The organism is Bradyrhizobium sp. CCBAU 53351 (assembly GCF_015291745.1).
Lineage (GTDB): Bacteria > Pseudomonadota > Alphaproteobacteria > Rhizobiales > Xanthobacteraceae > Bradyrhizobium.
Map to the genome: position 1 here is coordinate 1,257,863 of NZ_CP030059.1, position 18,454 is coordinate 1,276,316.

17 protein-coding genes are annotated in these 18,454 nt (G+C 65.1%); 15 read left to right on the plus strand and 2 right to left on the minus strand.

Annotated elements, in window-relative coordinates:
• The first annotated feature begins 123 nt into the window (after positions 1 to 123).
• Entirely contained in the window at positions 124 to 2,172 is a 2,049-nt protein-coding gene (locus tag XH83_RS06080) for an elongation factor G (protein ID WP_194406134.1), read from the plus strand.
• Between the two features lie 111 nt (positions 2,173 to 2,283).
• On the opposite strand, the gene XH83_RS06085 is transcribed toward XH83_RS06080, so the two are convergent.
• Positions 2,284 to 3,225: an IS110 family transposase gene (locus XH83_RS06085; protein ID WP_194404488.1), complete on the minus strand. Its 942-nt coding sequence runs from the start codon at positions 3,223 to 3,225 to the stop codon at positions 2,284 to 2,286.
• Positions 3,226 to 3,593: 368 nt separating this feature from the next.
• Between XH83_RS06085 and XH83_RS06090 the strand changes: the two genes are divergently transcribed.
• The 4 genes from XH83_RS06090 to XH83_RS06105 all read left to right on the plus strand — a co-directional run bounded on the left by XH83_RS06090 (position 3,594) and on the right by XH83_RS06105 (position 7,332).
• The gene (locus tag XH83_RS06090) at positions 3,594 to 3,866 is read left to right on the plus strand and encodes a helix-turn-helix domain-containing protein (protein WP_026201995.1); all 273 of its coding nucleotides are present in this window, start codon (positions 3,594 to 3,596) and stop codon (positions 3,864 to 3,866) included.
• A 102-nt stretch (positions 3,867 to 3,968) separates the two neighbouring features.
• The gene (locus tag XH83_RS06095) at positions 3,969 to 5,711 is read left to right on the plus strand and encodes a SulP family inorganic anion transporter (protein WP_194406135.1); all 1,743 of its coding nucleotides are present in this window, start codon (positions 3,969 to 3,971) and stop codon (positions 5,709 to 5,711) included.
• Between the two features lie 98 nt (positions 5,712 to 5,809).
• The gene (locus XH83_RS06100) at positions 5,810 to 6,649 is read left to right on the plus strand and encodes a shikimate dehydrogenase (protein WP_194406136.1); all 840 of its coding nucleotides are present in this window, start codon (positions 5,810 to 5,812) and stop codon (positions 6,647 to 6,649) included.
• A 104-nt stretch (positions 6,650 to 6,753) separates the two neighbouring features.
• Positions 6,754 to 7,332, plus strand: a complete 579-nt coding sequence (locus tag XH83_RS06105) for a hypothetical protein (RefSeq protein ID WP_194408180.1) — start codon at positions 6,754 to 6,756, stop codon at positions 7,330 to 7,332.
• 70 nt (positions 7,333 to 7,402) lie between these two features.
• Here XH83_RS06105 and XH83_RS06110 read toward each other — a convergent pair whose 3' ends face one another.
• On the minus strand, positions 7,403 to 8,539 hold the full coding sequence (locus XH83_RS06110; RefSeq protein WP_194406137.1) for an alpha-hydroxy acid oxidase: 1,137 nt from the start codon (positions 8,537 to 8,539) through the stop codon (positions 7,403 to 7,405).
• 131 nt (positions 8,540 to 8,670) lie between these two features.
• On the opposite strand from XH83_RS06110, the gene XH83_RS06115 reads away from it, so the two are divergent.
• The 10 genes from XH83_RS06115 (at position 8,671) to serA (ending at position 18,427) form a co-directional block, all read left to right on the plus strand.
• Positions 8,671 to 8,838, plus strand: coding sequence for a hypothetical protein (locus XH83_RS06115; RefSeq protein WP_194406138.1), 168 nt, complete (start codon positions 8,671 to 8,673; stop codon positions 8,836 to 8,838).
• A 222-nt stretch (positions 8,839 to 9,060) separates the two neighbouring features.
• Entirely contained in the window at positions 9,061 to 10,404 is a 1,344-nt protein-coding gene (gene glmM, locus XH83_RS06120; RefSeq protein ID WP_194406139.1) for a phosphoglucosamine mutase, read from the plus strand.
• Positions 10,405 to 10,544: 140 nt separating this feature from the next.
• On the plus strand, positions 10,545 to 11,804 hold the full coding sequence (locus XH83_RS06125; protein WP_194406140.1) for an MFS transporter: 1,260 nt from the start codon (positions 10,545 to 10,547) through the stop codon (positions 11,802 to 11,804).
• Between the two features lie 237 nt (positions 11,805 to 12,041).
• Positions 12,042 to 12,890 (plus strand): outer membrane protein, encoded by an 849-nt coding sequence (locus XH83_RS06130; protein WP_246776420.1) that lies wholly within the window; start codon positions 12,042 to 12,044, stop codon positions 12,888 to 12,890.
• 169 nt (positions 12,891 to 13,059) lie between these two features.
• Positions 13,060 to 13,818, plus strand: coding sequence for an outer membrane protein (locus XH83_RS06135; protein ID WP_194406141.1), 759 nt, complete (start codon positions 13,060 to 13,062; stop codon positions 13,816 to 13,818).
• Between the two features lie 75 nt (positions 13,819 to 13,893).
• Positions 13,894 to 14,484 carry a glutathione S-transferase family protein gene (locus XH83_RS06140; protein WP_194406142.1) on the plus strand — a complete coding sequence of 197 codons (591 nt, stop codon included), beginning with the start codon at positions 13,894 to 13,896 and terminating at the stop codon, positions 14,482 to 14,484.
• A 17-nt stretch (positions 14,485 to 14,501) separates the two neighbouring features.
• Entirely contained in the window at positions 14,502 to 14,966 is a 465-nt protein-coding gene (locus tag XH83_RS06145) for a GNAT family N-acetyltransferase (protein ID WP_194406143.1), read from the plus strand.
• A 246-nt stretch (positions 14,967 to 15,212) separates the two neighbouring features.
• Positions 15,213 to 15,419, plus strand: a complete 207-nt coding sequence (locus tag XH83_RS06150; RefSeq protein WP_194406144.1) for a hypothetical protein — start codon at positions 15,213 to 15,215, stop codon at positions 15,417 to 15,419.
• A gap of 79 nt (positions 15,420 to 15,498) precedes the next feature.
• Positions 15,499 to 16,671, plus strand: a complete 1,173-nt coding sequence (locus XH83_RS06155; protein WP_194406145.1) for a phosphoserine transaminase — start codon at positions 15,499 to 15,501, stop codon at positions 16,669 to 16,671.
• A gap of 166 nt (positions 16,672 to 16,837) precedes the next feature.
• Positions 16,838 to 18,427: a phosphoglycerate dehydrogenase gene (serA, locus tag XH83_RS06160; protein ID WP_194406146.1), complete on the plus strand. Its 1,590-nt coding sequence runs from the start codon at positions 16,838 to 16,840 to the stop codon at positions 18,425 to 18,427.
• The last annotated feature ends 27 nt before the right edge of the window (positions 18,428 to 18,454 follow it).

Consider the following 18,454-nt stretch of genomic DNA (forward strand, 5'->3'; position numbering starts at 1 on the left):
GACTTGATCTAACTGACGACGCACCGCAGCGACGTTTGACGCTTGCCAAATCTCGGCGACGGGCAGAGCATCTGCGTTTGCCGACCCAATCATGGGCCGAGCTCCACACCAAGGAGGCGGCGAATGGGACAAGACGTCAGAAGTCCCCGAGGTCCACGGTGCATCGCGCTGGTGGGCCCTTTCCAAAGCGGTAAAACCACACTTCTCGAAGCAATACTGGCGCGAACGGGCGCAATCCCCCGCGCCGGCAGTGTCGATGCCGGAACTTCCGTCGGCGACGCCGCGCCAGAGGCCCGTCATCACAAGATGACCGTCGGGCTGACTGCCGCCACCACGAGTTTCATGGGCGACAGCTACACCTTCCTTGATTGTCCCGGTTCCGTCGAATTCGCCCATGACATGCGCGCCGCGTTGCCCGCGGTCGACGCGGCGATCGTGGTTTGCGAGGCCGACGAGAAGAAGCTGCCCCAGCTCCAGATCATCCTGCGCGAGCTGGAGGAGCTGAAGATCCCGCGTTTCCTGTTCCTCAACAAGATCGACCGGGCGAGCCAGCGTATCCGCGAGTCGCTCGCGATGCTGCAGCCCGCCTCGCGCGTGCCGCTGGTGCTGCGTCAGATCCCGATTTGGAAGGACGACCTGATCGAGGGCTTCGTCGATCTCGCGCTGGAGCGCGCCTTTGTCTATCGCGAGCACAGAGCCTCCGAAGTGGTCGCGCTCGAAGGCGGCAATCTCGATCGCGAGAAGGAAGCCCGCTTCTCGATGCTGGAGAAGCTCGCCGATCACGACGATGCGCTGATGGAGCAGCTGCTCGAAGACATCCAGCCGCCGCGCGATGCCGTGTTCGACGATCTCGCCCGCGAATTGCGCGACGGGCTGATCTGTCCCGTGCTGTTGGGTGCCGCGGCGCGCGAGAACGGCGTGCTGCGCCTGATGAAGGCGCTGCGTCACGAGGCGCCGGGCATCGCTGAGACCGCAAAGCGTCTCGGTGTGCCCGAAACCAAGGATGCGCTCGGCTACGTCTTCAAGACGCTGCATTCGCAGCATGGCGGGAAGCTGTCGCTGACGCGGCTGCTTGCCGGCCATCTCGACGACGGTGCGACGCTGCAATCCGCCTCTGGCGGCTCCGGGCGCATCTCCGGCATCCTCGCCGTCAACGGCGCCTACGACACCAAGCGTGCCGCGGCGGAGGCCGGCGACACCGTGGCGCTCGCCAAGCTTGATCCCGTCAAGACCGGCGACACGGTCTCGAACGGCAAGGCTCCGCCGGCCGCGCTGGCCGTCACGGAGCCGACGCCGCCGGTGCTTGCGATCTCGATCGCCGCCACCGACCGCAAGGACGACGTCAAGCTCGGCCAGGCGCTGGCCCGGCTGCACGAGGAGGATCCCTCGCTCATCGTCGTGCAGAACGCCCAGACCCACGACACCGTCTTGTGGGGGCAGGGCGAGATGCATCTGCGCGTCGCCAGCGAGCGGCTGCGCGACCGCTTCGGTATCAAGCTCACCTCGCATCCGCCCGGGATCGGCTATCAGGAAACCATCCGCAAGCCGATCACCCAGCGCGGCCGCCACAAGAAGCAGTCCGGCGGCCACGGCCAGTTCGGCGACGTCGTGCTGGACATCAAGCCGCTGCCGCGCGGCGACGGCTTCAAATTCACGGAGAAGGTGGTGGGTGGCGCCGTGCCGCGTAACTACATCGGCGCGGTGGAGGAAGGCGTCGTCGACGGATTGGCGCGCGGTCCGCTCGGCTTCCCCGTCACCGACGTGCAGGTGACGCTGACCGACGGCTCCTATCACAGCGTCGACTCCTCCGACCTCGCCTTCCGCACGGCGGCGCGGATCGGGCTCAACGAAGGCCTGCCGCAATGCCAGCCCGTGCTGCTGGAGCCGATCCACGTGGTCGAGATCGTCTGCCCGACCGAGGCCACCGCCAAGATCAACGCGATCCTGTCGGCGCGGCGCGGCCAGATCCTCGGCTTCGACACCCGCGATGGCTGGAGCGGCTGGGACTGCGTCCGCGCCATGATGCCGGAAGCCGAGATCGGCGAGCTCATCGTCGAGCTGCGTTCGGCAACGGCTGGTGCGGGCAGCTTCACGCGCCAGTTCGACCACATGGCCGAAGTCACCGGCCGTGCTGCCGACCAGATCATCGCCGCGCATCAGCACGCGGCGTGAGCTGTCGAGACGCAACTCTCTCTGCGCTCGCGGGGGGAGGCTGCGATGATCCCTGCAGCGTGTCCCGGACGCGCTGCAATGCGCAGCATTGCTGCGCAGAGCCGGCAACTGTTATGTTGGCCTAGTGTACAGGTACGGCTTTCGATCGCGGATGATGGCGTTGAGGACCGTCAACAGCTTCCTGGCAACGGCAATGAGAGCGAGCTTGGCAGGTTTACCGGCCTGTCGCAGTCGAGCGTAGAAGGCCTTGAATGGATCGGCCCGGCGGACCGCATTGAGAGCGGCCATGTAGAGGGCATCGCGGACGCGCTTTCGGCCCCCGACGATCTTCCGCTTGCCGCGGTAAGCGCCGCTGTCGACGTTGAAGGGAGCCAGGCCGGCGAGCGCGGCCACCTGCTTCGGTCCCACTTTTCCGAGTTCCGGCATCTGCGCGATCAGCTGCATGCAGGTTACGGGGCCCACGCCGGGAAGTGACCGCATCAACTGCGCATCATCGGAGACCTCCGGCTCAGTCTTGATCAGTGCGCTAATATCGGCCTCGATTGCGGCGATCTCATTGTCGAGGACTTCAATGAGCCGACCGATGCGATCGGCCATGGCGCGGTCCTCGGCCTCGCTGCGCCTGTTCTTCTCCTGGGCACGCATGAGAACCAGTTGATCCCGCCGTTTTGCAAGCCCCGCCAGGGCATTGCGGGCAGGATTGGCAGCCTGCTCAGCGGCAGGCTGCATGGCCCGGGCAAAGCTCGCCAGCATCCGGGCATCGATCGGGTCGGTCTTGGCGAGCTGGCCGCTGGCGCGCGCAAAGTCCCGGGCCCGGGCCGGGTTGATCCGGGCAAAGCGGATGCCGGCCTGGCTGAGCGCCTCACGAAGCTCAAGGTCATAGACGCCCGTGGCTTCAAAGACGACCAGCACATCGCATCGCCAACGCGCCGCGATCTGTGTGATGGCCTGCGGCGCGTTGGCGATGCGCTCCGGCACGCCCAGGCTCTCATCGAAGATATCGAGATATCGTTTGGAGACGTCGATTCCGACGTAACGAGGGCGTATGATCATGGTGCCTGTCCCTGTGATGCGAGGTCTGTTGGCGCAGCCTCGTGCAACTGTTCAGGTTGATAGATGGAACGGGCGGGAGACCGAGCCGGCTCACGGCGTCAAGCGCCAAGGACCCAACGGCTTCCCGCCCACTCCACCATGACAGGATTTCGATACACAGGGACCCAGAAAACCACGGAGTTCGCCGCTGCTTGGGCCGGCTCTGCAGCGCATCACTTCGTGCTGCGCCGCGTCCGGGACACGACAGCGGTGTTTCCACGCACAACTGCATCACGGACGCGGCCCTTGCACTTACCGCGGAATGATGTATTTTACATCATTGTATATGTCTCAAATATCATTTATCAGTTCTGGTAAGTGAGGCCGCGGTGATTACGTCATTCCAGATGCGGGCAGCCCGCGCGCTGCTTGGCATTGACCAGAAAACCTTGGCCGAGCTTGCCGGCGTGTCATTGCCGACCATCCAGCGGATGGAGGCCTCGACCGGCAACGTGCGTGGCGTGGTCGAGACCCTGATCAAGGTGGTCGAGGCGTTCGACCGGGCCGGCGTCGAGCTGATCGGCGAGCAGGTCCGCAGCGACAGCGGCGGGCGTGGCGTTCGCCTCAAGGAGCCCGGGCCGCCGCGCCGCGTCGGAGCATGATCAGCCGGTGATCGTGCCCGGGATCAAAATGGGCTAGCGCATCGTCGCACCTCGGCAACACGGGACGCACGATGCATCGGAGCATCGTGGGGCACTTTGCTGATGAGCATCACAAGCGATCACACGAGCCGGCTGCACCAGCTGCGTCGGCCGAGCTTTGCCGAACTCTATCTGCCGAAGCTGGTCACCGTCTGGCGTGAAGGCTACGGGCTCGAGGATTTCCGCGCCGACGTCTTTGCAGGCCTGACGGTTGCGATCGTGGCGCTGCCGCTGTCGATGGCGATCGCGATCGCCTCGGGCGTGACGCCGGACCGCGGCCTCTACACCGCGGTCGTCGGCGGCTTCATTGCCTCGCTGCTCGGCGGCAGCCGGTTCCAGATCGGCGGCCCTGCCGGCGCGTTCATCGTCCTGGTCGCGGCGACCGCGGAGCGCCATGGCGTCGACGGCGTCATCCTCGCCACCCTGATGGCGGGCCTTATCCTGATCGCGGCGGGCCTGCTCAGGGTCGGGACCTACATCAAGTTCATTCCCTATCCGGTGACGGTCGGCTTCACCGCCGGCATCGCCGTGATCATCTTCGCCAGCCAGCTCCGCGATCTCTCCGGCATCACGCTCGCGGGCAAGGAGCCCAGCGAATTCGTACCGAAACTCCTGGCGCTTGCCGGCGGCCTCAACACCATCAATCCGTCCGCCGTCGCAGTCGCCATCGTCAGCATTGCCATCATCGCGGCCTTGCGGATCTGGCGGCCGTCCTGGCCGGGGATCCTGATCGCGGTGGTGTTCGCGGCCGTCGTCTGTGCGGTGTTCGCGCTGCCGGTCGAGACCATCGGCTCGCGCTTCGGCGGCATTCCGCGCGAATTGCCCTCGCCGGCGTTGCCGGCGTTCTCGCTCGCGAAGGCGACCGCCGTGCTGCCGGACGCGATCGCGTTCGCGCTGCTGGCTGCCATCGAATCGCTGCTGTCCGCGGTGGTCGCCGACGGCATGACCGGGCGTCGTCACCGCTCCAATTGCGAGCTGGTGGCGCAAGGCGCGGCCAATATCGGCTCGGCGCTGTTCGGCGGCATCTGCGTCACCGGGCTGATCGCGCGTACCGCCACCAACATCCGCGCCGGCGCTCGCGGGCCGCTCGCGGGCATGCTGCATGCGGTCTTCCTGCTGCTGTTCATGCTGATCGCGGCGCCGCTGGCCAGCTACATCCCGCTCGCCGCGCTCGCCTCGGTGCTGGTCGTGGTGGCCTGGACCATGGCGGAGAAGCACGAGTTCGGCACGTTGCTTCGCTCGTCCTGGGGCGATGCCGTCGTGCTGCTCGCGACCTTCCTGCTGACGGTCTTCCGCGACCTGACGGAAGGCATCCTGGTCGGCTTCGCGCTCGGCGCGGTGCTGTTCATCCATCGCATGGCGGAGATGACGGGCATCGAGGAACGCTCGCCGCTGGTCGCGGCCGATCGTCCCGACGACGGCAATGGCGAGCGCGTGCCCTACGATCCCGCGCTGGCGGTCGATCGTGACGTGCTGGTCTATCGCATCACCGGCGCGTTCTTCTTCGGCGCGGCCTCCGCCATCGGAAGCGTGCTCGACGAGGTCGCCGACAAGCGCAAGGCCTTCGTGGTCGATTTCGCCGCGGTCCCGTTCCTGGATTCGACGGCAGCCAACGTGCTCCGCCGCGTCGCCGCCAAGGCGCACCGCCAGGGCATAAAGCTGTTCATCACAGGGGCCTCGCCCGCGGTCCGCCGCGCGCTGCTCACCCATGGCGTGACGCCGCCTCGCGCGCGCTATCGCACGAGCCTCGAGCGCGCGATCGCCGACATCAAGGGCGGCGCAAGCGAGGAGGCTGCGGCGGGCTGAGGGGGCCGTTCTCCAGCCGCCACCGCGGCGCCCGCGCGCTTGACAGAGCGGGCGTGACGCGAAATGGATCGCCTCGGGAAGACGACTCCGAGGGAAAGATGACCGCGCTCAAGACGCCTGCAGCCTGTCTGATCGGATGGCCGGCCGCGCATTCGCGCTCGCCGCTGATCCATCATTACTGGCTGCGCACGCTGGGCATCGAAGGCGGCTACGTCATCGAGGCGGTGCCGCCCGAGGACCTCAGGGATTTCGTGCTGCGGCTGTCGCTGCGCGGCTTCGTCGGCGCCAACGTCACCATCCCGCACAAGGAGGGCGTGCTGGCGCTGTCGGTGCCCGACGCCCGCGCCAAGGCCGTGGGCGCGGCCAACACGCTGTGGTTCGCCGATGGCGAGTTGCGCGCGACCAATACCGACGTCGAAGGCTTCATCGGCAATCTCGACGCCAGCGCGCCCGGCTGGGAGGCGGTCGAGGAGGCGCTGGTGCTGGGCGCCGGCGGTTCCTCGCGGGCGGTCGTGTTCGGGCTGCTCGAACGCGGCATCAAGCGCGTGCATCTCGCCAACCGCACCACCGCGCGGGCCGAGGCGCTGGCAAGCCAGTTTGGGCCGAGCGTGCATCCGCTGGCATGGGACGCGATCAACGACGCGCTGCCGCGCGCAAAACTTCTCGTGAACACGACTTCGCTCGGCATGCACGGCCAGCCGTCGCTCGAGGTCGATGTCACACGCCTGTCGCCGGCGGCAGTGGTTGCCGATCTCGTCTATGTTCCGCTGGTGACGCCGCTGCTCGCCGCCGCGACGGCGCGGGGTCTGAGGACCGCCGACGGGCTCGGCATGCTGCTGCATCAGGCGGTGCGCGGCTTCGAGCTGTGGTTCGGCCGGCGGCCGGAGGTCACGGCCGAGCTGCGCGCATTGGTCGAGGCCGATCTCACAAAGACTTGAGAGAATAGCGCAGGTCTTCCGGAGTTCTCCATTCGTGGGGACAATCGGAGACCGTCATGTCTGTTCAACGTGCAACTTTCACACGTCCGCTGATCGCCGTCGCGATGGTGGCTCTGTCAATCGGCGGCGCAATCGCGCAACAGGCGCCGACGGTGCGCATCCGCGGCACCATCGAGAGCGTCGACGGCAACACGCTCGCCATCAAGACGCGCGAAGGCGGCGACGTGAAGGTGAAGATGACCGACAATGTCGCGGTGTTCGCCGTGGTGAAGACACAGCTGTCCGAGATCAAGGAAGGCTCCTATATCGGCGTTACCGGCCTGCCCGAGCCCGACGGCACCCAGAAGGCGATCGCGGTGCACATCTTCCCGGAGAACCAGCGCGGCGCCGCCGAAGGCTTTCGCCCGTGGGACGCCCGCGCCAACTCGACCATGACCAACGCCACCGTGGCGCAGACGGTGAAGGGCACCGACGGCCAGAACATCACGGTCAAATACAAGGACGGCAAGAAGAAGGTCGTGGTGCCGCCGGACACGCCGATCGTCACCTTCGTCGCCGGCGACAAGTCGGAAGTGAAGCCGGGCGCCAAGCTGATCATCTTCGGCGCGGCGAAGAAGGACGACGGCTCGCTGGAAGCGAACCGGGTGAATGTGGGGCGGGACGGAATTATGCCGCCGATGTGAGGACCAGGCACCGAACCCGGAGGGTGGGTTAGGCGCAGCCGTAACCCACCCTACGGCACCGCTCTTGCGGCTACACCGCGATGATATGATCGTCGATCTCGTCGATCCGGTTGACGCCGCACAGGCCCATGGTGGTGAGCAGCTCCTTCTGGATGATGTCGATGGCCTTGGCGACGCCGGCCTGGCCGCCGGCTCCCAAGCCATAGGCATAGGCACGGCCGAGCATGCAGGATTTTGCGCCGAGCGCGAGCGCGCGCATCACGTCCTGGCCGGAGCGGATGCCGCCGTCGAACATGATCTCCATCTTGTCGCCGACGGCGTCCGCGATCTCCGGCAGCACCTCGATCGAGGACGGCGCGCCGTCGAGCTGGCGGCCGCCATGGTTGGAGACGACCAGGGCCTGCGCGCCGGTCTTGGCGGCTTCCTCGGCGTCCTCGACGTCGAGGATGCCCTTGATGACCAGCTTGCCGGGCCAGATGCTGCGGACCCACTCGACGTCCTTCCAGCTCAGCGAGGTGTCGAATTGCGACGCCGTCCATTCGGCGAGGCGGTTGAGATCCTCGGTGTTCTTCACGTGGCCGGCGATGTTGCCGAAGGTGCGGCGCTTGCCCTGCAGCACGCCGGAGACCCAGGCGGGCTTGCTGGCGAAATCCAAAAGCTTCGACAGCGACCATTCGGGCGGCACCGTCATGCCGTTCTTGATGTCGGCGTGGCGCTGGCCGATCACCTGCAGGTCCACGGTCAACACCAGCGCGCTGCACTTGGCCGCGATCGCGCGCTGGATCAATTCCTTGATGAAGCCGCGGTCCTTCATGACGTAGAGCTGGAACCAGAACGGCTTCTCGACGCTGGCGGCGATGTCCTCGATCGAGCAGATCGACATGGTCGATTGCGTGAACGGGATACCCGCGGCCTGCGCCGCGCGGCAGGCGTGGATCTCGCCGTCGCCATGCTGCATGCCGAGCAGGCCGACGGGCGCCAGCATCAGCGGCATGGTCGAGGGCTCGCCGAGGATGGTGGTCGAGGTGTCGCGCTTGGAGACGTCGACCAGGATACGCTGGCGGAACTTGATCGCCTGCATGTCCTCGCGGTTGGCGCGCAGCGTCTCCTCGGCATAGGAGCCGCGGTCGCAATAGTCGAAGAACGCCTTCGGCACGCGGCGCTTATGCAGGGCGCGAAGATCGTCGATACAGGTAATATGCTTCATGCTCGTGTCCCCCGGCCGTCTTGTCTCAAGAGTTCTTGTCTCAAGAGACTTGCATCAGAACATTTTGAGGTCATCTAGCATGGTTGGATGCACAGCCAAATCGTTTGCAGAACGTTTTGCAGGAGAGCGCCATGACGAGGCCGCACGCCGCACCGTCCCCGGAAGAGATCAAGGAAAAGCATGATCTGGAGGAAGCCCTGGAAGAGGGGCTGGAAGAGACCTTTCCGGGGTCCGATCCCGTCAACGTCACGCAGCCGGCGCCGAGCCGCGGCGACAGCCATGTGAAGCGGAGCAGCTAGGGCAGGTTCCGCCCGACTCCGGCGCCATGGCGGGAAATGAAGCGTTAACAACATCTTATCTGAATGGCGGCCGGCCCGGTTCCGTAATGATTCATCATATTTTTTGAAGCCAAGTTAGCCGCGCAGGCATTATAAGACCCCAGCAAATCAGGGATGCGGGGTCTGTTCGGGCACCCCGTGGTTGTCTCAGGGGAGTCCCTGATTGTTGCGTTGGGGGACGATATGAGCCGCAAATATTTCGGGACGGACGGGATCCGGGGCCGCGCCAACGGACTGATCACGCCGGAGCTCGCGCTCAAGGTCGGCCAGGCCGCAGGCCTTGCGTTTCAGCGCGGTGACCATCGCCACCGTGTCGTGATCGGCAAGGACACCCGCCTCTCCGGTTACATGATCGAATACGCGATGGTCGCCGGCTTCACCTCGGTCGGAATGGACGTGCTGCTGGTCGGCCCGATGCCGACGCCGGCGGTCGCCATGCTGACCAAGTCGATGCGCGCCGATCTCGGCGTCATGATCTCGGCGTCGCACAATCTGTTCGAGGACAACGGCATCAAGCTGTTCGGCCCGCAGGGCTTCAAGCTCTCCGACGACGTCGAGCGGCAGATCGAGCAGCTGCTCGACGAGCCCATCGACAAGCGGCTCGCACAGAGCGCGAGCCTGGGGCGCGCCCGCCGCATCGACGGCGTGCATGACCGCTACATCGAATTCGCCAAGCGCACGCTGCCGCGCGACCTTTCGCTCGACGGCCTGCGCGTCGTGATCGATTGCGCCAACGGCGCCGCCTACAAGGTGGTGCCGGAAGCGCTGTGGGAGCTGGGCGCGGACGTCGTGCCGATCGGCGTCGAGCCCGATGGCTTCAACATCAACAAGGATTGCGGTTCGACATCGCCGGAAGCGCTGTCGCGGAAGGTGCGCGAGATGCGCGCCGACATCGGCATCGCGCTCGACGGTGACGCCGATCGCGTCATCCTGGTCGACGAGCGCGGCCATGTCGTCGACGGCGACCAGCTGCTGGCGGTGATCGCGCAGAGCTGGAAGGAAGACGGTCGGCTGTCGCGCCCCGGCATCGTCGCCACCGTGATGTCCAATCTCGGCCTCGAGCGCTTCCTGAAAGGGCAGGGGCTCGATCTCGTCCGCACGCCGGTCGGCGACCGCTACGTGCTCGAGCAGATGCTGAACGGCGGCTACAATCTCGGCGGCGAGCAGTCCGGCCACATCATCCTGTCCGACTACGCCACCACCGGCGACGGCTTCGTGGCGGCGTTGCAGGTGCTGGCCGTGGTGCAGAAGCTGCGCCGCCCGGTATCCGAGGTCTGCCATCGCTTCGATCCGCTGCCGCAGATCCTCAAGAACGTCCGCCACAAGGGCGGCAAGCCGCTCGACGATACCGATGTGAAGTCGGCGATCTCCGACGGCGAGAAGCGGCTCAACGGCCACGGCCGCCTCTTGATCCGCTCCTCCGGCACCGAGCCCGTGATCCGCGTGATGGGCGAGGGCGAGGACCGCATCCTGGTCGAGGACGTCGTCGACACCATCGTTACGGCGCTGGGCCAGGCGGCGGCGTAAGACTTTCTTACCCTCCCCTGGAGGGTAAGCGACGAGAGCGCCCGCGCATCCCAGCCATTTGCGATTGACGCTGGTTCCGCATCCGCTTGCATCGTAATGAGCGGATGCGGCGGTTCGCCGCGCCTGCCGGGATCGCTGCATTGAACAAGCCTGTCGTCGTCTCAGAGGAAACGCTGACCGAGCCCGTCGTCGTCGCTGACGTCGCACCCGGCGCCAAGTCAGCTGCCGAGGCGGCAGGCCCGGCCTACATCGTGCTCGCCGGCATCAGCGTCTCGCACTTCCTCAACGACACCATGCAGTCGCTGATCGCCTCGGTGTATCCGATCCTGAAGGACACCTACGCGCTCGATTTCGCGCAGATCGGCATGATCACGCTGGCCTTCCAGTTCACCGCCTCGCTGCTGCAGCCCGTGGTCGGGCACTACACCGACAAGAAGGCACAGCCTTACTCGCTGGCGATCGGCATGGCCTCGACCTTCTTCGGCCTGCTGCTGCTCAGCGTCGCGCAGCAATATCTCGTCATCCTCGTCGCTGCGGCCTTCGTCGGTCTCGGCTCGGCGGTGTTTCACCCGGAGTCCGCGCGCATCGCGCGGCTCGCCTCAGGCGGCCGCTACGGCTTTGCGCAATCGGTGTTTCAGCTCGGTGGCAGTTTCGGCACCTCGATGGGGCCGGTGCTGGCGGCGCTGATCGTGGTGCCGTTCGGGCAGGGCAGCATCGCCTGGTTCTCCTCGATCGCGTTCCTCGCGATCGTCATCCTCTGGCGCATCGGCCGCTGGTACGCACCGCAGATCAAGGCAAAGAAGATGGCGGCGGTGCAGGCCCATCCGGACGCGCCGAGCTCGCGCCGCGTCGTCGTCGCACTGCTCGTGCTGGTCGCGCTGCTGTTCTCGAAGCAGCTCTACGTCTCGAGCCTGTCCAGCTACTACATCTTCTATCTGATCGACCGCTTCGGCGTGTCGACGCAGGCCGCGCAGATCTACCTCTTCATCTTCCTCGCGGCGAATGCGGTCGGCGCATTTCTCGGCGGGCCCCTGGGTGACCGCTTCGGCCGCAAGATCGTGATCTGGATTTCGATCCTGGGCGCGCTGCCGTTCACGCTGGCGCTGCCCTATGCCGGGCTCCATGCGAGCGCAGTGCTCAGCGTGATTATCGGCCTCATCATCTCCTCGACGACGTCGTCGATCATCGTGTTCGCGCAGGAGCTGGTGCCGCACCGTTTCGGCATGATCTCCGGCGTGTTCTTCGGCGTCGCCTTCGGCATCGGGGGCCTCGGGGCCGCCGTGCTCGGCAAGCTCGCAGACCACACCTCGATCGAGTTCGTCTATCAGGTCTGCGCTTATCTGCCGGCGATCGGCCTGCTTGCGGTGTTTCTGCCCAGGCTGCCGCGGCACACGCGTTAACACTTCCTCTCTCGCTGCAGCGCACTTTCACGGATCGTTAGCAATTGCGGCCGGGGCGTCGCAATTGATGCGGCATTCCTGCAACGCTCACGCGCCGCGCGCGCGAGCAGTCAGAAAAAATCAACCTTAAAAATTAGGGTTAAGTGGCGCTTAAACATTTGCTGGCATCGTCCGCTCCGTGAGTTTCCAGAACGTGAGGCCTGCGTATTTGCCTCACCGGCCAAAAGGACGAAGCCAATGCGTAGCGTTAAGTCTCTCCTTGCCGCGGGTGCGGCAACCCTGATCTCGTCGATGGCGTTCGCCGCCGATATGCCGATCGCGGCGCCCCCTCCCATGTACGCGCCGCCGGCTCCGCCCGCCGACTTCGGAGGCTGGTATCTGCGCGGCGACATCGGCTTCAGCAATCAGAAGACCAGTGATCTTCACTACGGTCGCGAGTCCGCCTATTCGCAGCTCACGTCGTTCGATCAGAAGACGTCGTTCGATACCGCCGGCATCTACGGCGTGGGCGTCGGCTACCGCTTCAACAACTGGTTCCGCGCCGACGTGACCGGACAATATCGCGGCAACTCGAATTTCAAGGGCACGGATCGTTTCACCGGCACCGCGGGCGGTGTTGCCTATAACGGAATCGACAACTACGGCGCCAGCAAGTCCGAATGGCTGGTCCTGGCCAACGCGTATGTCGATCTCGGTACGTGGTGGTGCATCACGCCGTTCGTCGGCGCCGGCGTCGGCGGCGCGCGGGTCTCGATCTCGAATTTCACCGACACGGGCACCAACAGCCTGCCGTTCTCCACCACGAGCTTCGCCACGGCTCCGACCGGCTCGCAGTGGAATTTCGCCTGGGCGGCTCATGCGGGTCTTGCCTACAAGGTCAATCCGAACCTGGTCCTCGAACTCGCCTACAGCTATGTCGATCTGGGCCCGGGCCAGACCGGAGTGCTGTCGGATTACACCGGCGCGACGACCAACAACGTCTTCAAATTCAAGGATATCACCTCGCACGACCTCAAGCTCGGCGTGCGCTGGAACCTCGACAGCCCGCCGGCCTACGCGCCGCCGCCGCTCGTCACCAAGGGCTGATCAGCAGCCTCACCGGTTAAACTCTCTTAACGGCGCGGGATCATCCCGCGCCGTTTTGCTTTGCGTATTTTTCATGGCGAGTGGCGGCGAAGGCGGCTTACGCAACCATTGGTTAAGGTTAACGAGCCATGATCACGAGCGAAAAGTTCGAGTTCGATGGAGCGTTGCGATGCGTGGGCTTTTGTTGGCAGCAGTGATGTTGGGGACGGTGTCAGCTGCGCACGCGGCCGACATGCCGGATCTGCCGATCCTGCGCGGCAGCTTCACCGACGGCCTGACCAATGCCCGGCCGAATTGGCAGGGCTACTACGTCGGTGGTCAGGGTGACTACGGCACGATCACCTCGAAAGTCTCCTCGACGATCAACAGCGATCTGCAATCGACTTTCGTCACTCCCGGGCCAGGCTACAATTGGCAGCCGCTTGGCGCCGCGCAGAGCAGCACGGCCGGTTACGGCGTGTTTGCCGGATATAACGGGCAATGGGACGACGTGGTTCTCAGCATCGAGGCGAATTACATCCATGGCGGCTTCAAGTCGACCTCGAGCTCGACGGGACTGGCGTTCGACAACAATACCGTCGCCGCCACCACGAAGGTCTCCGCGGTCGTCGCGATACCGGACTTCGGCTCGCTGCGCATGCGTGCCGGCTATGCCTGGGGATGCTTCCTGCCCTACGCTTTCTTCGGCGGTGGCCTCGGCAGTCAGACCGTCGACCGTTACGCCGCGGCATGGCCCTCGCCGGCACGGCCGGCGACGACGTTCGCTACCAAGACCAAGCTGGTTTATGGCTATTCGGCCGGCGCCGGCGTCGACGTCATGCTGGTCGGGGGACTGTTCGCCCGTGCCGAATATGAATACCAGCGCGTGACGGCGGACATCGAATCGAACATCCACTCCGTTCGCGCCGGCCTCGGCTACAAGTTCTGAAACGGGGCAGCCGCGCCGCGGTTGACAGTTCTCATCCGTCCTGATGCTCTGTCGCTCCATGGCGGGGCGGCAGCGATGAAGATCTACGGCGACAGCAATTCCGGAAACTGCCTGAAGGTGAAATGGGTCTGCGATCATCTCGCAGTGCCCTATCAGTGGATCGAGATCGACACGCGCAAGGGCGAGACGCGCACCCCGCAATTCCTTGCGATGAACGGCGCCGGCCAGGTGCCCGCTGTGCAATTCGACGACGGCCGCACGCTGGCGCAGTCCAACGCCATCATCCGCTATCTCGCCCGCGACAGCGTGCTGGTTCCGCGCGACGCCTTTACAGCCGCGAAGATGGACGAATGGCTGTTCTGGGAACAGTACAGCCACGAGCCCTATGTCGCGGTGTGCCGCTTCCTCCTCGTCTATCTCGGCAAGCACGTCTCCGAGCTCGATCCCGACAAGGTCAAGCGCGGCTATGCGGCGCTCGACCGCATGGAGCAGCATCTTTCGGCCAGCCGCTTCTTCGCCGGTGAGGCGGTTTCGCTCGCCGACGTTTCGCTGCTCGCCTATACCCGCCTGGCGCATGAGGGCGGCTTCGATCTCGGCCGCCATGCTTCCGTCCGCCGCTGGATCGGCGAAACTGAGGCGTTTCTCGGTCTTCCGCCGGCGCGCTGAGGTTGGAGTTGCCTGGCATGAACGCCGTATCCGTCTCCATTCGCATCGCGCGCCGCGACGACGTTCCCGCCATCGTGGCGATGCTGGCCGACGATCATCTCGGCCGCGCGCGCGAGCGCGTGGAGGATCCGTTGCCGGCTGCCTATTACGATGCCTTCGCGCGGGTCGAGCGCGATCCTAATCTCACGCTCGTGGTGGCCGAGAGCGAGGGCAGGGTGGTCGGCTGCCTGCAACTCGCGATCCTGCCGGGCATCAGCTCGCAAGGCGGCAGTCGCGGCCTGCTCGAAGACGTGCGCGTTGCCACTGATTGCCGCAGCCGCGGCATCGGCGAGCAGCTGGTGCAATGGGCGGTGACGGAAGCAAAGGCACGCGGCTGCAATCTGGTCGAATTGCTGACGCACCACACGCGAACCGACGCGCAGCGCTTCTACGCGCGGCTCGGATTCACAGCGAGCCACGTCGGTATGACTGTCCGCTTTTGACGCAGATGTCCTCGCGCGAAGCGGATACCGGTTCGCGGAAGAAAACGCGTCAATCAGGAAATCCACAGCCCCCGCGATGTATCGGAATGGGCCTCTGACCGCATGCGTTGCTTGATCAGCAGAATCGGATCGCACGTTCGTTCATCTTAAGGGCTGATAAACTACCCGTCCTTCGTTCATGTTCCCGCGGGAACGAACGGTGCTACGCAGCGTCAGAAACCGGGCTCGGTCGGTTCGGGGATTTCGATGACAAGCTATTCAATCATCAAGGTCGGCAACGACTATGTCGTGCAGGCCAACGACAAATGCATTTTGAAAGTCGGCAGCCGCCGCCGGGCCGCGCAATTGATCAGCGAAGCCACGGGCTTGCTGAATGCACTGGCGGTCGTGCAATCCCCTGATATCGCAGCGGAAGCGCCTTCACTCCAGCGTGAGACGCCGGAACTTCCTTGACTGCCCTTCCCGATTCCCGTATCAGCCGCAGCGGGACACCTCCCCCCAACGGGAGGCTTACTATCTGGAAGGGTAGATTATGACTGTAGCGAAGCCCGCTTCGCGGCCCAACGTGCCGCATTTCTCCTCCGGCCCCTGCGCCAAGCGCCCCGGCTGGAACGCCCAAAATCTCAAGGACGCAGCGCTCGGCCGCTCGCATCGCGCGAAGGTCGGCAAGACCAAGCTCAAGCTCGCGATCGATTTGACACGCGAGGTGCTCGAGGTGCCCGCCGATTACCGCATCGGCATCGTGCCGGCCTCCGATACCGGCGCGGTCGAGATGGCGCTTTGGTCGCTGCTGGGTGCGCGGCCCGTCACCACGCTCGCCTGGGAATCCTTCGGCGAGGGCTGGGTCAGCGACATCGTCAAGGAATTGAAGCTCAAGGACGTCACCAAGCTGAACGCAGCCTATGGTGAAATCCCCGATCTCTCCAAGGTCGATCCGAAGTCCGACGTCGTCTTCACCTGGAACGGTACCACCTCAGGCGTGCGCGTGCCGAACGCCGATTGGATCAGCGCGACCCGCGAAGGCCTGACCATCTGCGACGCGACGTCTGCAGCGTTCGCGCAGCCGCTCGACTGGGCCAAGCTCGACGTCGTCACCTTCTCCTGGCAGAAGGCGCTCGGCGGTGAAGCCGCGCACGGCATGCTGATCCTGTCGCCCCGTGCAGTGGAACGGCTCGAGACCTACAAGCCGGCCTGGCCGCTGCCGAAGATCTTCCGCATGACCAAGGGCGGCAAGATCAACGAAGGCATCTTCGTCGGCGAGACCATCAACACGCCGTCGATGCTCTGCGTCGAGGATTATCTCGACGCGCTGAACTGGGCCAAGTCGATCGGCGGCCTCAAGGCGCTGATTGCGCGTGCCGACGCCAACACCAAGGTGCTCGCCGACTGGAAGGCGAAAACGCCCTGGATCGACTTCCTGGCCAAGGACGCGGCGATCCGCTCCAACACCTCGGTGTGCCTCAAGTTCACCGACCCCGCGATCACCTCGCTGTCCGAGGATGCGCAGGCCGACTTCTCCAAGAAGCTGGTTGCGCTGATCGAGAAGGAAGGCGCCGGTTACGACTTCGCCTATTACCGCGATGCCCCGGCGGGCCTGCGTATCTGGTGCGGCGCCACCGTCGAAGCCAAGGACGTCGAGCTGCTGACGCAGTGGATCGATTGGGCCTTCGCCGAGACCAAGGCCGCGCTCGCCAAGGCAGCGTAAGCAGGCTTCGCTCGTCGCGTTATCTCATCTCGTCATGGCCGGGCTCGACCCGGCCATCCATCAATCAAGGCAGATGGATCCGCGGGTCTCTAGCGCCAAGACGTGCTTCGCGCTTCAGCCCTGCGGGTGACGTTCCGTAAATGCAGCTCGCACCACGGATCATCCCATGACCAAACCCAAAGTTCTCATTTCCGACGCGCTCTCTCCCGCCGCCGTTCAGATCTTCAAAGACCGCGGCGTCGAGGTCGACTTCCAGCCCAACCTCGGCAAGGACAAGGACAAGCTCGCCGAGATCATCGGCAATTACGACGGCCTTGCGATCCGTTCGGCGACCAAGGCGACCGCCAAGATCCTTGAGAAGGCGACCAACCTCAAGGTGATCGGCCGCGCCGGCATCGGCGTCGACAACGTCGAGATCCCGGCCGCCACGGCCAAGGGCATCATCGTGATGAACACGCCGTTCGGCAATTCGATCACGACCGCCGAGCACGCCATCACCCTGATGCTGGCGCTCGCCCGCGAGATTCCGCAGGCCGATGCCTCCACCCAGGCCGGCAAGTGGGAGAAGAACCGCTTCATGGGCGTCGAGATCACCGGCAAGGTGCTCGGCGTCGTCGGCTGCGGCAATATCGGTTCGATCGTCGCCGACCGCGCGCTCGGTCTGCGCATGAAGGTGATCGCGTTCGATCCGTTTCTGTCGCCGGAGCGCGCCAAGGACATCGGCGTCGAGAAGGTCGAGCTCGACGATCTGCTCAAGCGCGCCGACTTCATCACGCTGCACACCCCCCTGACCGAGAAGACCAAGAACATCATCGACGCGGCCGCGATCGCCAAGATGAAGAAGGGCGTGCGCCTGATCAATTGCGCCCGCGGCGGTCTCGTCGACGAGCAGGCGGTGGTGGATGCGCTCAATTCCAAGCACATCGCCGGCGCCGCCTTCGACGTCTTCGTCGAGGAGCCCGCGAACAAGAACGTGCTGTTCGGTCATCCCAACGTGATCTGCACGCCGCATCTCGGCGCCTCCACCACCGAGGCGCAGGAGAACGTCGCGCTGCAGGTCGCCGAGCAGATGTCGGATTATCTGCTCACCGGCGCGATCTCGAACGCGGTCAACTTCCCCTCGATCACGGCGGAAGAGGCGCCGAAGCTGAAGCCGTTCATCTCGCTCGCCGAGAAGCTCGGCTCGTTCGCGGGCCAGCTCACCGAGAGCGGCATTCTCAAGGTCGAGATCACCTATGAGGGCCATGTCGCCGAGATGAAGATCAAGGCGATCACCTCGGCCGTGCTGTCGGGCCTGCTGCGCCCGATGCTGGGCGAGGTCAACGTCGTGTCCGCGCCCGTCGTCGCCAAGGAGCGCGGCATGGTGGTGGACGAGATCGTGCGCGCCGCCCAGAGCGACTATGAGAGCCTGATCACCGTCACCGTCACCACCGAGCGGCAGGAGCGGTCGGTCTCGGGCACCGTCTATGCCGACGGCAAGCCGCGCCTCGTCGACATCAAGGGCATCCGGGTCGACGCCGAATTCGGCAAGTCGATGATCTACGTGACCAACGAAGACAAGCCGGGCTTCATCGGCAAGTTCGCGAGCCTGCTCGGCGATGCCAAGCTCAACATCGCCACCTTCCATCTCGGCCGCGTCGCGCCCGGCAGCGATGCCATCGCCCTCGTCGAGGTCGACGGCGCGGTGCCGGCGGACCTGCTCGCCAAGGTGCAGGCCCTGCCGCAGGTCAAGCAGGCCAAGGCGCTGACGTTCTAGCTCTTGTCATTCCGGGGCTCGCGAAGC